The sequence below is a fragment of the Frankia canadensis genome (genome assembly GCF_900197875.1).
GTDB lineage: Bacteria > Actinomycetota > Actinomycetes > Frankiales > Frankiaceae > Frankia > Frankia canadensis.
In genome coordinates this window covers 22,442-36,984 of sequence record NZ_FZMO01000401.1, presented here as the reverse complement: position 1 = coordinate 36,984, position 14,543 = coordinate 22,442, and the positions used below count along the sequence as shown (strand labels likewise).

Here is a 14,543-nt window from a genome sequence, read left to right as displayed (position 1 = left end):
GTGGGTAGGCGGGGGGCGGCGGGACTGCACGCGACCGGCGATGATGCCGGCAGGATGAGGGGTGCGTGGTGAGCACACAGGAACGGCGTCCGACCACGACCGACGCGGGGATTCCCGTCGCGAGCGACGAGCACTCGCTGACCGTCGGGCCGAATGGGCCGGTGCTCCTTCAGGATCATTACCTGATCGAGCAGATGGCGAACTTCAACCGGGAACGGATTCCGGAGCGGCAGCCGCACGCCAAGGGTGGCGGGGCGTTCGGGACGTTCGAGGTGACCCAGGACGTCAGCGCCTACACCCGGGCCGCGGTGTTCGCGCCGGGAGCGACGACGGACGTGCTGATCCGGTTCTCGACGGTGGCGGGGGAGCGGGGCAGCCCGGACACCTGGCGGGACCCGCGCGGGTTCGCGGTGAAGTTCTACACCAGCGAGGGTAACCTCGACATCGTCGGGAACAACACGCCGGTCTTCTTCATCCGCGATCCGATGAAGTTCCAGCACTTCATCCGCTCCCAGAAGCGCCGCGCGGACAACAACCTGCGCGACCACGACATGCAGTGGGACTTCTGGACGCTCTCGCCCGAGTCCGCGCACCAGGTGACCTTGCTGATGGGCGACCGCGGCATCCCGCGGACCTGGCGGCACATGAACGGCTACTCCAGCCACACCTACATGTGGATCAACGCGGCCGGCGAGCGGTTCTGGGTGAAGTACCACTTCAAGACCGATCAGGGGATCGACTTCTTCACCCAGGACGAGGCCGACCAGATGGCCGCGATCGACACGGACTACCACCAGCGCGATCTGTACGAGCACATCCGGGACGGTGATTTCCCGAGCTGGACGCTCAAGATGCAGATCATGCCGTTCGACGAGGCGAAGACCTACCGGATCAACCCGTTCGACCTCACCAAGGTCTGGCCGCACGGCGACTATCCGCTGCACGAGGTCGGCCGGCTCACCCTGAACCGCAACGTCGCCGACTACCACACCGAGATGGAGCAGGCGGCGTTCGAGCCGAACAACATCGTCGCCGGTACCGGGCTGTCGCCGGACAAGATGCTGCTCGCCCGCGGGTTCAGCTACTCCGACGCCCACCGCGCCCGGCTCGGTGTGAACTACAAGCAGATCCCGGTGAACTCCCCGAAGGTGCCCGTCCACAGCTATTCCAAGGACGGCGCGATGCGCATCCACAACGTGTCCGACCCGGTGTACGCGCCGAACTCCTACGGCGGGCCGGCCGCCCAGCCGGGCCTCACCGACGACGGTGGACTCTGGTACGCCGACGGCGAGATGGTCCGCACCGCCTACTCGCTGCGCCCGGACGACGACGACTGGAGCCAGGCCGGCACCATGGTCCGCGAGGTCCTCGACGACGCGGCCCGCGCCCGGCTGGTGGACAACGTCGTCGGCCACCTTCTCAACGGCGTGTCCGAGCCGATCCTGGTGCGCGCCTTCGAGTACTGGCGCAACGTCGACAAGGAGCTCGGCACCCACATCGAGGAGGGTGTGCGGGCGAAGCGGGGGGAGGCGGACCCGAAGGCCGCGCAGGCCAACCCACCCCGCGCCGCCGCCCAGGCGAAGGCCTGAGCCAGGCGCCGGCCTCCCGCAGGCGACGGCTCCCCGGGCGCGGACGCACCGATGACCGTTCGGCTGGGGAGCCGGCGCCTTCGGCCCGGGGAGCCGGCGCCGCGTGCGGTGCGGCGGGTTGGCGGACGGTCGCGGGCGGCGCGTGGGTTACGCTGTTGACCATGGCCGAGGCCCGGCACGACGTCCAGCCGATCGACGTCTCGTCGGACCTGCCGCCGACGGCGCCGGAATCCGCCGGCTCAGCGCTGGATCCGGAGCCGTGGTCGGAGTCGTGGCGTGGGTCGGCCGTCGCGGTCGAGCCGGGCGGCCCGGGTGGGCCTGGTGGGCCGACGGCGACCCGCCGCGCCCGCTTCGGCGGCGGCGGCGGCCGTAGCGTGGCGGGTGGACGGCGGCTGGCGCTGATAGTCGGCGTCACGCTGGTCGCGCTGATCCTGCAGTTTCTGGTCGTCGACCGGGTTGCGGTGGCCGTCGCCGAGCGGGAGATGGCCGGCCAGATCCGCCGCGGAGCCCTCGCCGACCTGCCGTGCAGCACCACCCCGCCGACCGTGTCCGACGTGCACATCGGCGGCGTCCCGTTCCTCACCCAGGTGGTCACCGGGTCGTTCCAGGACGTCGGCATGACCATGACCGGCCTGCCGACGGCCGGTCCCCGGGTCGAGCGGGTCGGCATCGACGTCGAGGGCGTGCACGTCCCGATGTGGCGGCTGGCCACCGGCGGCGACGGCACGATCCGGGTCGACGACATGCGGGCCACCGTCCGGATGACCTACACCGACCTCAACGCCTACCTGGCCACCCAGCCGAACCACATCCAGGTCACGCCCGTCAACGGTGGCGAGAGCGTGCGGGTCTCCGCGACGGCGAGCGTCCCGCTGATCGGCGACCAGCGAGTCTCCGGCGTCACCACCTTCTCGGTGCGCGACAACCAGGTGACGCTGGTGCCCTCGCAGATCTCGCTGGACGGCCTGATCCACCTCACGATCCCGCTCGGCGGCCTCGGCGGCCTCCTGCCGGCCATCCCGATCCCCGTCAGCCAGCTGCCGTTCGACCTCACCGTCACCAGCGCGGCCACCGATGCCACCGGCCTGTCGCTGGCCGCCACCGCCAGGAACATCGAGATGTCCACCGCCGACCAGAAGCCCTGCCGTCCCACCGGCACTCGCTGAGACGCCTCGAAGCCGCCGTCGCCCGACCCGCGCAGCGGCTAGCGTCAACACGGACGAAACACGCCGGGATCGGGCTTGGCCGTCGCCGGCGCCCGCGCGCCCGGAATGGAGTACGCGATGGAACGTGCGCAGGAGACGGGCCGGGTGCGGGGCAAGGTCGCGTTCATCACCGGGGCGGCCCGCGGCCAGGGCCGCAGCCACGCCGTCCGCCTCGCCGAGTAGGGCGCCGACATCATCGCCGTCGACATCTGCGCGCCGATCGACGGCGTGCCCTACCCCCTGGCCACGCCGGACGACCTCAAGGAGACCGTGCGCGCCGTGGAGGCGCTCGGCCGGCGCGTCGTCGCCCGCCAGGCCGACGTCCGCGACATCGACCAGTTACTGGCGGCGGTCGCCGACGGTGTCGGCGAGCTGGGCCGCCTCGACATCGTCTGCGCGAACGCCGGGATCGTCCCACCGTTCGTCGGCCCGACCGACCCGGCCTCCCGGTCGCGCGCGTTCGCACAGGTCGTCGACATCAACCTGACCGGCGTGTTCCGCACCGTGGAGGCCTGCAAGCAGGCCGTGATCGACAGCGGTGACGGCGGCTCGATCATCGTGACGAGCTCGCTGGCCGGCCTGCGCGCCATCGGCGCCGGCGGCGGCTACGGGGAGTCCAAGCACGGCCTGGTCGGCCTGGTGCGGTGCTACGCCCAGGAGCTGGCGCCGCACCACATCCGGGTGAACTCCATCCATCCGACGAACGTCCGCACGCCGATGCTGATCAACGAGGCGACGATGCGCGCCTTCCGCCCCGACCTGGAGCATCCGACGGAGGACGACGCGCTGGAGGGCTTCCAGACACTCAACCTGCTGCCGGTCCCGTACATCGAGGCGGCCGACGTCAGTGACACCGTGCTGTTCCTGGCCTCGGCCGAGAGCCGGTTCATCACCGGCGCCGCCATCCCGGTGGACGCGGGCGGCGCCGTCAAGTAGTGCGCCGCCCGGTCGTCGGCGCCGACCGGTTCCTGTCGGCGCCGACAGCGAAGATCGTTACCTGTCGGCGCCGACGGCGCGGATCGGCGCCGCCCGGGCAGCGCCGATGTCGCTCAGCGCGACGCGGTCTCCCGTTCGAGGGCGATGTCGAGAAGCTCGTCGGTGAGGACGAGCTTCACCCGGGGGCGGCCGGCCCCCTCGCCGTAGGCGCGTTCGGTGGCGTCGATGAGCTGCCAGCCGTTCTCGGTGACCAGGTGCGGCTGGCGGCCGCGCAACCAGGTCTCGATCTCGGTGACCGGGTCGAAGGCGACGCCGCGGTCGTGGCGGCGCAGCAGGCCCGCGTCGAGGTCGGCGAACAGGCGGCCGACGGACTCGGCGGCACACTTGCGGTTCGTGCCGATGATGCCGGTGGGGCCGCGCTTGATCCAGCCGGCGACGTACTCGCGGTCCGACCCGGTCACCCGGCCGGCCTCGTTCGGGATGACGCCGCGGCGATCGTCGAAGGGCAGCCCGTCGAGCGCGACACCGCGGTAGCCGACGGCGCGCAGCACCAGGCTCGTCGGTACGGTCTCCCGCTCGCCGGTGTCGACGGCGCTCACCCAGCCGTCCGCGTCGGTCGTCAGCGCGTTGCGGGCGAAGACGATCTCCTCGACCCGGCCGTCGCCGCGGATCTCCACCGGCGTGCGCTGGAAGCGCAGCGTGATGTGCCGGGCGCCGCGCTCGGTCGGTTCGGCGGCGTACCCGCGCATCACGGCGAGGTTGCGCTTGACCAGCCGGGACAGCGCCTCCTCGCCGGGCTGCTCGGCGACCTCGGCCGGGTCGACGTCGACGCCGGACTCGGTGAACTCCGGCAGCTCCCGAAGCTCCGGCGTGGTGAACGCGGCCTGGGTGGCGCCGCGGCGGCCGACGACCAGCACTTCGGTGATGGCGCTCGTGCGCAGCGCGGCCAGCGCGTGGTCGGCGATGTCGGTGCGGGCGAGGCGGTCATGTGGGGAGCAGAGGATGCGGGCGACGTCGAGCGCGACGTTGCCGGCGCCGATCACCACGGCCCGCTCGCCGCTGAGGTCGAAGGCCTGGTCGGCGTAGTCGGGGTGGCCGTTGTACCAGCCGACGAAGTCGACCGCCGAGACGCTGCCGGGCAGGTCCTCGCCGGGGATGCCCAGGCGCCGGTCGCTCTGCGCGCCGACCGCGTAGAGCACGGCGTCGTAGCGGGCGGTCAGCTCCTCGCGGGTGACGTCGCGGCCGACGTGCACATTGCCGAAGAAGCGGAAGTTCTCGTGCGCGGCGATCGTCGCGTAGACGCCTGACACCGCCTTGATCTTCGGATGGTCGGGGGCGACGCCGGAGCGCACCAGGCCCCACGGTGTCGCCAGCCGCTCGTACATGTCCACCCGCACGTCGACGCCGGCCTGCTCCAGCAGGCTGCTCGCCGCGTAGAAGCCGGACGGCCCGGAGCCGACGACAGCTACGGTCAGTGGTGCGGTCACGGATCCCTCGGACATGAGCCCGCCTTCCGTCGTCCTCCCGACATGTGTGGCGCCGACCACGCGCCCTCAACGTAGGGACTTCCGGATCGTGGCGCAAGGAATGCCGTTCGCCGCCGCGTCGGCGTCGCGGTCGCCGCCTCAGCTCCCGTCGATCTCAGCTCCCGTCGACGAACTGGACGACACTGTTGGCACGCAGGGCGAAGATCCCGATGCAGTCCGCCTGCGCCGTCGCGGCGAGCCAGGCATCACCGAGGTGGGTGGACACCGAGTAGCGCCGCCCGGGAGGAACAGTGGCCTGCGCGATCCGGTTTCCCACCGCGTCCAGGTAATAGAGCTGCACCGGCTGCGAGCTGCCGTTGGCGAGGACGAGGGAGACGGGCGCCCCGAACAGCGACCGCAGCCGTCCCTCGGCCGAGCACGGATACTCGCTCGCGCCGGCGAAGGTGTACCGCAGCGCGGCGACGCCCGCGGGAGACGGCGGTGCCGGACGCCGCGTCGGGGTCTCGCCATCGTCCGGGCTCTCCGTGGAGTTCGGCGGATCGCTGCCGCTCGGCGTCCCGGTCGGAGCGTCCGTCGTCGCCACCGGCGTCGGCGTCGGGCTGGGCGTGGGCGGGGGCTGCACGGTCGGAGACGGGGTCGGCCGGGCTGGTCCCGACGTCAGTCTGGCCGTGAGGCCCACGCCAAGGGTGAGGACGGTGATGACGCCCGTGAGCACCGTCCAGAAGGCGACGTGTCGGCTGCCCAGCAGACCGCCGCTGCCACCACCGGAGTCACTGCTCACAGGTCCCCCAACCCATGATCCGGCGCCGCCGCGGACGGTCAGGCCCACCGGATGTGCGGTCCTGCCCGGACATCGGTCGACCTGGCGGGATCTGCACGCATCGTACCCGGTACATGACGGGTGATGAGCGTCGCTTGCCTCGCCTCGCCTCGCCTCGCCGCGGCGGGACGGGGCGCGCGACGGTAGATGCGCCCAGCTGGTTCAGGCGCTGGCTCGTCGACGCTGGTAGCGGGGCGCGCGGCTCAGATCTCGCCGCGCCAGTCGCCGATGCCGCCCTCGCCGAGGCCGGAGGCGCCGAGACGGCGCAGGAACTCCTCCACCAGGTCGACGAGCTCGCAGGCCACGTCGTAGGGGGTGTCGGGGGAGAGCACGGCGGGCAGGTACGCGTCCCCGGTGCCGGCGAAGGACCGGTGGCTGGAGCGGATCATCGACGTGAACGTCGGCACACCGAGCTCGGTGATCTGGTCGATGTGGCGGCGCAGGAAGCTCGTCGGCCGGCCCCGGTAGTACTGGACCATCATGAACACGACGCCGAGCACCCGCGGGTCGAGCCGCTTGACCGCCGGATGCACGCCGGACTGCAACTCCCCGACCCGGTTGTACTCCCAGACGAACCGGCCGATCTTGCCGAGCAGATGCTCGACGCCGAGCGTCGACAGCAGGTCCGGGCGGGCGGGGACGAGCACGTGGTCGCAGGCGGCGATCGCGGCCCGCGTCACGACGCCGAAGTGCGGCGGGCAGTCGATCACGACCAGGTCGTAGGGGCGGGCGCCGTAGGGCTGGGCGTCGAAGGACGCGAGCCCGGTCGCGAGCCGCTCGTAGACCTCGAAGTAGTGCCGGGTCGAGCGGTGGGCCTGCGCGCCGCCGAGACGAGCGGTGAGGTCCATCTCGACGTCGCCCAGCGCCAGGTGGGAGGCGAGCAGGTCGAGGCGGCCGCCGCCCGGGGCGATCACCTCGGCCGCGGTCGGCGGGGTGGTGACATAGCCGGCCAGCGGCGGCGGCGTCGTGTCCGGCCGCCAGCTCTCGAACCACGCCTTGACGGTGCGGCGCTGGTCGGCGAGCTCGAGGCGCCACACCTCCGCCGGGTAGAACGAGAACGTCAGGTTCGCCTGCGGATCCAGGTCGATCATCAGCACCCGCTTGCCCAGCCGTGCGATGGCCGCGCCGATGTTGGCCGTGAGGGTGGTCTTGCCCACCCCGCCCTTGTAGCTGGCGATCGCCACGACCTTCACCGCATCCTCGCTCCCGGGCGCACGTCCGCCCGTTCGCGGAAGTCGCCATTCCTGTGTGGCCGGACGGACGTCCCGTTCGTGAACGGCTCACAAGCAGACTACGGGGCGTGGCGAATCGCCCTCATCGCCCGCTTCCGGCCACCCCGTCCATCCGGTCCGCCCGCCGCGGCCGGGGCGCCCGATGCGCGCGGCCCACCCGGTCGGACCCGCTGACCCCGTCCAGGCAGCGGCCGAGCCAGTCGGCCGCCTCGACGAACCTGCCGCCCGCCGCCGTCGGATGCCCCACGGTGCGATCCGGCCGGCCGGCGACAGGGCCCGCATCGGTGCTGGCCTCGGCCCCGGCGCGCGGGTAGGAGCCCAGGAAGCGGACCTTCGGGCACCGCCGGTACACGCCCATCAGCGCCTCGCCGACCGCGCGGTCGCGGGCGTGTCCCTCCGCGTCGATGGAGAAGCAGTACTGGCCGAGCCCCTCGCCGGTCGGCCGCGACTCGACCCGCATCAGGGTCACCCCACGCACCGCCCACTCCCGCAGCAGCTCCAGCAGCGCGCCCGGATGGTCGTCGTCGAGCCAGGCCACGATGGACGTCTTGTCGGCACTCGTCGGCGCGGTGATGCGCCCGGGCCGGCCGGCCAGCACGAAGCGGGTCGTCGCCCCGGCGGTGTCGTTGATGTCGGTGACCAGCGCGTCCAGGCCGTAGGGCGCCGCCGCGAACGCGCCGGCGAACGCGCAGTCGTAGCGCCCGTCGCGGACCAGCCGGGCGCCCTCGCCGTTCGACGACGCGGATTCCCATTCGGCATGCGGCAGGTTCGCCGCGAGCCAGCGTCGCACCTGCGCCTGTGCGACCGGGTGGCCGGTGACGGTCTTGACGTCGTCGAGGGTCGTGCCCGGGCGGACCAGCAGGGCGAAGCTGATCGGCAGCACCACCTCGCGGTAGATCATCAACGGGCTGCCGGTGGCGAGTTCGTCGAGCGTGGTGGTGACCGCGCCCTCGACGGAGTTCTCGATCGGTACCAGCGCGCCGGCCGCGTCGCCGCGGCGTACCGCGTCGAGCGCCGCCGCGACGGAGGCGGCGGGTATCAGCTCGCCGTCCGCCGCCTCGGGCAGCGTGCGCAGCGCGGCCTCGGTGAACGTGCCCTCGGGGCCGAGATAGGTGTAGCGGGCCCGGACGGTCACGGCAGACCTCCTCGTGGATCGGGCGGCACCGTCGGCGCCGCGAAAAGGAGGCAGTCAGCGGAAGGAGGGGTTGCGGCGGGTGATCAGAGGTGGCGCAGCAGCGCGGTGGGATCCTCGACGGCGTCGGCGACGAAGCGCAGGAACGCGCCCGCGGTGGCGCCGTCGCAGACCCGGTGGTCGAACGTGAACGACAGCTGGACGACGCGGCGCACCGCGAGCGCGCCGTCGACCACCCACGGCCGGGGGACGATCCGCCCGACGCCGAGCATCGACGTCTCCGGATGGTTGATGATCGGCGCCGCGCCGTCGACGCCGAACACGCCGTAGTTGTTCAGGGTGAACGTGCCGCCGGTCAGCTCGGCCGGGGTGAGCCGGCCGGCCCGCGCGGCCGCGGTCAGCCGGGCGATCTCGGCGGCGAGGCCGGCGGTGTCGCGCCGGTGGGCGTCGCGCACGACCGGGACGGCGAGCCCCCGCGGGGTCTGCGCCGCGAAGCCGAGGTGCACGGCGCCGTGGCGGCGCAGCCCGCTGGCCTGGCCGGACGCGTCGGTGACGACGGACGAGTTGAGCTCGGGAGCCCGCAGCAGCGCCGCAACGCACATCCGGGCGAGCAGTGCCAGGACCCCGATGCGCACTTCGGCGCCGCCGGCGTTGAGGGTGTCGCGGGCGGCGAGCAGGGCGGTGGCGTCGGCATCCACCCAGCAGGTGGCGTCGGGCACCTCGCCGCGGCTGCGGCTGAACGCCCGTGCGGCCCGCCGCCGCACCGCGTCGAACGCCTCCACCTCCCCGTCGAGGGACGTCCCGGTGCCGGGGCCGGCGTCCGTGCCGGGGACCGCGCCGGTGATCGAGGTCTGCACGTCCCGGCGGGTGATCAGACCGCCCGGGCCGCTGCCGCGCAGCGTGCGCAGGTCGACGCCGTGGTCGCGGGCGAGCCGCCGCACCAGCGGCGACACCACCGCGACGCTGCCCGCGGCCCGGCTGCCTGGCCGTGGCGGGGCGGCGTGCGGACCGGACGGGGCCGCCTCGTCCCGGGGAGCCGGGATCCTGCCGCTGCCCGCGCCGGGAGCGGGAGCGGGAGCGGGGGTTGGGCGCCGGCGGCGGGAGCGCGGCAGCTCCGGCTCGGCCGGGCCGTAGCCGACCAGGATGTTGCCCGCGCGCGGGCTCGGTTCGGTGGTCGCCGCGGCCGAGGAGATCGCGGCCGAGGAGACCACGGCCTCGACGTCGCCTGGCTCTCCCGCGCTCACCGCGATCAGGGGAGTGCCGACCGGGACGGTGGTGCCCGCCGGCCCGGCCAGGGCCGTCACCACCCCCGCGTACGGGCAGGGGACCTCGACGACGGCCTTCGCGGTCTCCACCTCGGCGACCGGCTGGTCGATGGTGATGACGTCGCCGACCTCCACCAGCCAGCGGACGATCTCGGCGGACGTCAGGCCCTCGCCCAGGTCGGGCAGGGCGAATGCACGCACGGGTGCCACGGGGCTCACGCCTCCCACTGGAGCCGGGCGACCGCGTCGAGGACGCGGTCGACGCTGGGCAGATGGTGCTTCTCGAGCATCGGCGGCGGGTAGGGGATGTCGTAGCCGGTGACCCGCAGCACAGGCGCGGCGAGGTGATGGAAACAGCGCTCGCTCACCCGGGCGGCGATCTCCGCGCCGACCCCGCCGAACCCGCTCGCCTCGTGCACGACGACGGCGCGCCCGGTGGCCCGCACCGCCGCGCAGACGGTCTCGTCGTCGAACGGCACCAGCGAGCGCAGGTCCACCACGGCCAGGTCGAGGCCCTCGTCCTCGGCGGCGCGCGCCGCGTCGAGGCAGACCGGCAGCGACGGCCCGTAGGTCAGCAGCGTCGCCGAGGTGCCCGCACGGCGTACCACCGCCTGCCCGATCGGCGCCACCTCGCCCGCGCCTGTGGCGCCCGCCTCGGCGATCGGATCGGGCTCGGTGGACCAGTACAGCCGCTTCGGTTCCAGGAAGACCACCGGGTCGTCGGACGCGATCGCCGCGCGCAGCAGGCCGTAGGCGTCGGCGACGGTGGCCGGCGTGACGACGTGCAGGCCGGGGGTGTGCGCGTAGTACGCCTCGCTGGAGTCGCTGTGGTGCTCGACGCCGCCGACACCGCCGCCGTAGGGCACCCGGATCGTGATCGGCAGGCCCATCCGCCCGCCGGTGCGGTTACGCATCTTCGCCACGTGCGACACGAGCTGCTCGAACGCCGGGTAGGCGAACGCGTCGAACTGCATCTCCACGACCGGCCGCAGCCCGTACATGGCCATGCCGATCGCGGTGCCGAGGATGCCGGCCTCCGCCAGCGGCGTGTCCAGGCAGCGCCGCTCGCCGAACTGCGCGCTCAGGCCGTCGGTGACCCGGAAGACGCCGCCGAGCGAGCCCACGTCCTCGCCGAGGACGTGCACCGCGGGATCGGCGGCCATGGCGTCGCGCAGCGCCGCGTTCAGCGCCGCCACCATGGTCGTGCCGCTCGTCGTCGGGCCTGTCGTCCTGCGTGTCGTCGTCGCGCTCACGCGGCACCTCCGTCGGTGCCGTCGGCCTCGAGGGCCAGCCGGGCCGCGAGGTCGGCGGCCTGCTCGCGCAGCTGCGCGGTGGGCTGGGCGTAGACGTGCTCGAACAGCGAGCCGGGGTCGGGGGCCGGGGCGGCGTCGAACTGGGCGCGGATGTGCGCGGCGAGCTCCTCCGCGGCCCGCGCCACCGCGTCGGCGCGGGCGTCGTCGAGCAGGCCGACGTCGCGCAGGTGCCGTTCGAACAGCGTCACCGGGTCGCGGGCGCGCCAGGCGTCGACCTCGCCGGCCGGGCGGTAGCGGCTCGCGTCGTCGGCGTTGGTGTGCGCCTCCAGCCGGTAGGTGATCGCCTCGACGAGCACCGGGCCGCGGCCGGCGCGGGCGTGCGCCACGGCCTCGGACAGGACGCGGTGCACGGCGAGCACGTCGTTGCCGTCGACGAGGCGCCCGACGATCCCGTACCCGACGGCCTTGTGGGCGAGCGTCGGCGCGGCGGACTGGCGGGCGAGCGGCACGGAGATCGCGTAGCCGTTGTTCTGGACGAGGAACACCACCGGCGCGCCGAGCACACCGGCGAAGTTGAGCGCCTCGTGGAAGTCGCCCTCGCTGGTGGCGCCGTCGCCGACGAGCGCGAGCGCGACCAGGTCCTCGGCCGACGCCGGATCCGCCGCGGCGCGCAGCCGGGCCGCGTGGGCGAGGCCCACCGCGTGCGCCGCCTGGGTGGCCAGCGGGGTCGCCAGCGGGGCGATGCGATGCGTGTACGGGTCGTAGCCGCTGTGCGCGTGCCCGCGCATCAGGGTGAGCGCGTCGATCGGCCGGACGCCGCGGGCGACCACCGCGAGGGTGTCCCGGTAGGTCGGGAACAGCCAGTCCTGCGAGCTCAGCACCATCGCCGCCGCGACCTGGCAGGCCTCCTGGCCGGTGGACGCCGGGTAGACGGCGATCCGGCCCTGGCGGGTCAGCGTGGTCGCCTGCTGGTTGAAGCGGCGCCCGAGGACCAGCTGGCGGTGCAGCTCGTGCAGCAGACCGGGGTCGAAGGCGGCCGCCGCGTCGGTGCCGAGGACGCGCACCGGCCGCGGATCAGGCAGTAACGGCGCCGGATCCCGGCGTGGCCCGTGCCCGGTGGGCGGCTCGGCGAGCCCGGGGGTGGTGCTGTCGTCGACGATGGTCATGGCCCGCCTTCGGGACTGGGTGACGGAAAGGTGCGGCAGCGGTCGGTGGCCCCGCCGGCCGGCACGTCGGTGGTCGTCGCGATCCGTCTCCACTCACCCTTCCGACGTCGGCCGGGGTATTGCCGGTTCCCGCGGTGGGAACTCGGTACGGCGGCCCTCACCATCGATTTTCCCTCGGCTTTTCGCGATTGGGTCGTGGCGATTATCACGTCGGGTTGACAGCCTCGCGGAAAATGTTGCCGCGCCCACCTTCTACGTTTCGTCGAAAAGGTGACGATGGCTCGAAGGAGGGGCTGCCGATCGCGTTTCCCGCGAGTTTTGACGTTCTGGTGAGCCTGGCCCGCCACACCGCGACCGCCGGCGCGGACGGGCATCCCGCGTGTCATACGCGTCGCCGCGGTCGACCCGGAATGCGTCGAGGCTCCGTGACGGAATCCGGGGGGAATTCCGTCACGGAGCCTCGGTGGGACGTTCGCGCCCGGTGGGCGCCAGGCGGAGGGGGCGGTCAGGCCTCGAGCGCGCCGGAGGTGAGCAGGCCGACGAGGACGACGGCGACGGCGATGCGGTAGAGGACGAAGGCGTCGAAGTTGTGGCGGGCCACGAAACGCAGCAGCCAGGCGATCGAGGCGTAGGCGACGCCGAAGGAGACGATGGTGCCGACGACCACGGGCAGCGCCGAGACCCCGCCGCCGACGGCGTCCTTCAGCTCGTACAGACCGGCGCCGGTCAGAGCGGGAATGGACAGGAAGAACGACAGCCGGGTGGCCGCGACCCGGTCCAGGTCGCGGATCAGGCTCGTGGAGATGGTCGCGCCCGAGCGGGAGAATCCGGGAAACAGCAGCGCGAGGATCTGCGACGAACCGACGATCATCGCGTCGGTCAGGCTGATGTCGTCCTCGCCGCGCTTGTGCCGGCCGACCCGGTCGGCGTACCACATGAAGCCGCTGCCAACGACCAGCGACGCGGCCACCACCCACAGCGAGGCGAGTGGGCCGTCGATGAGCGGTTTGGCCGCCACTCCGACCAGGACGACGGGGATCGTCGCGTAGATCACCCACCAGGTGAAGGCATAGTCGCGATGCTGGCGTTCCTCACGGTTCCTCAATCCGCGGAACCAGGCGGTGACGAGCCGGCGGATGTCGTTGAAGAAGTACACCAGCACGGCCGCGATCGCCCCGACCTGGATGACGGCGGTGAAGCCGACGACGGCCTTGTCGCCGACGTCGATCCCCAGCAGACCCTCGGTGATCTTGAGATGGCCGGTCGACGAGACCGGAAGGAACTCGGTCAGGCCCTCGACGATGCCGAGTACGACAGCCTGACCCACACTGATGGCGCTCACGCGTTGGTAACCCTAGGTGATCCAGGCGCGGCGACGGGTCCGCGCGGTCGGGGCCGGCCGGACGGACGGGCGCCGCCCGACGGACGGTCCGTCCCCCCGCGCCGGTCGTGGTCTGAGGAGAACCGCACAGTAGAACACCGTGCGTGTGCGGCCGGTTCGAGGGTCAGGGTTGCGACCGCCGGGTGACCGGGACCGGGCCCGGGCCCGGGCCGCGGGGCAGCGGGACCGTGTCGATCGTGGACGGGAGCGGGGCGCCGGCGCGGGACCGTGCGCTGGCACGCGCGGCCCAGGCGACGAGGGCGACGATGAGCACGGTCGCGACCGCGGCGACCGTCCCGTCACCCAGACCGACCCCGCCGCGACGCGCCGGCTTGCCGAGCCAGTCGGCGAACGACGCGCCCAGCGGCCGGGTCACGATGTAGGCGGCCCAGAAGGCGCCGACCTCGCCCAGGACGCCCCAGCGGCGGGCGAGTACCGGCAGCGTGATGACGCCGGCGAACAGCAGCCCCGACGGCAGATAACCGAGGTGTAGGTCGCCGGCGGTCACGTCGCCGAGGGCGGTGCCGAGCGCGAACGTCGCGAGCACGGTGGACCAGTAGTAGGCCTCCCGTCGCCGGGTGACGATCGAGTGGATCGACAGCGTGCCCTCGGCGCGCCGCCAGCGCACCAGGACGACGGCGAGCACCAGCGCGTAGAGGACCGCGGAGCCCAGATGACCGATCGGCGGCCCGTCGGCGGCCATCGTGCCGAACACGGCCAGCATCACCACGGCGAACCAGTAGATCCAGGCCTGGTAGCGGCGGGCCCGCAGCTGCAGCCACATCGCCGCGGCGAACCCGAGCAGGCCGACCGCCGCCGCCAGAACGAGGCTGATCCCGGCCAGCCAGTCCGCCGTGGCCTCGCCCATGCCGGTCGAGAGCACCTTGATGATCCAGAACAGGGCGGTGATCTGGGGGACCTTCGGAGCCAGGGGCTCCCGGCCGGGCAGCAGGGACCGCATCGAGGGCGCTCTTTTCGACGTCTGGCAGGGGCGGGCCGGTCTGGCAGGTACGGATGGCGCGGCGATCGCAGGCAGGACATCACGCGCGCGGTGTGAGGACGGTGTGAGCGGCGTCC

At 73.1% G+C, this 14,543-nt stretch carries 11 protein-coding genes and 1 pseudogene; 3 read left to right on the top strand and 9 right to left on the bottom strand.

Features of this window, described 5'->3' with window-relative positions:
• Positions 1-68: 68 nt before the first annotated feature.
• From C1A33_RS24685 to C1A33_RS24675, 3 genes and pseudogenes are all read left to right on the top strand, one after another.
• The gene (locus tag C1A33_RS24685) at positions 69-1,589 is read left to right on the top strand and encodes a catalase (protein WP_101833756.1); all 1,521 of its coding nucleotides are present in this window, start codon (positions 69-71) and stop codon (positions 1,587-1,589) included.
• 161 nt (positions 1,590-1,750) lie between these two features.
• The gene (locus C1A33_RS24680) at positions 1,751-2,755 is read left to right on the top strand and encodes an LmeA family phospholipid-binding protein (RefSeq protein WP_101833752.1); all 1,005 of its coding nucleotides are present in this window, start codon (positions 1,751-1,753) and stop codon (positions 2,753-2,755) included.
• Positions 2,756-2,872: 117 nt separating this feature from the next.
• Positions 2,873-3,730, top strand: a pseudogene (locus C1A33_RS24675) (mycofactocin-coupled SDR family oxidoreductase).
• A 113-nt stretch (positions 3,731-3,843) separates the two neighbouring features.
• Here the strand turns inward: C1A33_RS24675 and C1A33_RS24670 are convergent.
• From C1A33_RS24670 to C1A33_RS24630, 9 genes are all read right to left on the bottom strand, one after another.
• On the bottom strand, positions 3,844-5,232 hold the full coding sequence (locus C1A33_RS24670) for an FAD-dependent oxidoreductase (RefSeq protein WP_101833750.1): 1,389 nt from the start codon (positions 5,230-5,232) through the stop codon (positions 3,844-3,846).
• 139 nt (positions 5,233-5,371) lie between these two features.
• Positions 5,372-5,998: a hypothetical protein gene (locus C1A33_RS24665; protein ID WP_101833748.1), complete on the bottom strand. Its 627-nt coding sequence runs from the start codon at positions 5,996-5,998 to the stop codon at positions 5,372-5,374.
• A gap of 242 nt (positions 5,999-6,240) precedes the next feature.
• Positions 6,241-7,230: a ParA family protein gene (locus tag C1A33_RS24660; RefSeq protein WP_101833746.1), complete on the bottom strand. Its 990-nt coding sequence runs from the start codon at positions 7,228-7,230 to the stop codon at positions 6,241-6,243.
• A gap of 121 nt (positions 7,231-7,351) precedes the next feature.
• Positions 7,352-8,404, bottom strand: coding sequence for a prephenate dehydratase (gene pheA, locus C1A33_RS24655; protein ID WP_101833745.1), 1,053 nt, complete (start codon positions 8,402-8,404; stop codon positions 7,352-7,354).
• Between the two features lie 83 nt (positions 8,405-8,487).
• Positions 8,488-9,876 carry a dihydrolipoamide acetyltransferase family protein gene (locus tag C1A33_RS24650; RefSeq protein ID WP_101833754.1) on the bottom strand — a complete coding sequence of 463 codons (1,389 nt, stop codon included), beginning with the start codon at positions 9,874-9,876 and terminating at the stop codon, positions 8,488-8,490.
• 5 nt (positions 9,877-9,881) lie between these two features.
• Positions 9,882-10,865, bottom strand: coding sequence for an alpha-ketoacid dehydrogenase subunit beta (locus C1A33_RS24645; protein WP_101833743.1), 984 nt, complete (start codon positions 10,863-10,865; stop codon positions 9,882-9,884).
• 50 nt (positions 10,866-10,915) lie between these two features.
• Positions 10,916-12,085 (bottom strand): thiamine pyrophosphate-dependent dehydrogenase E1 component subunit alpha, encoded by a 1,170-nt coding sequence (locus C1A33_RS24640; protein ID WP_101833741.1) that lies wholly within the window; start codon positions 12,083-12,085, stop codon positions 10,916-10,918.
• A 505-nt stretch (positions 12,086-12,590) separates the two neighbouring features.
• Positions 12,591-13,427: an undecaprenyl-diphosphate phosphatase gene (locus C1A33_RS24635; RefSeq protein ID WP_101833739.1), complete on the bottom strand. Its 837-nt coding sequence runs from the start codon at positions 13,425-13,427 to the stop codon at positions 12,591-12,593.
• Between the two features lie 163 nt (positions 13,428-13,590).
• Entirely contained in the window at positions 13,591-14,427 is an 837-nt protein-coding gene (locus C1A33_RS24630) for a COG4705 family protein (RefSeq protein WP_101833737.1), read from the bottom strand.
• Positions 14,428-14,543 lie beyond the last annotated feature (116 nt).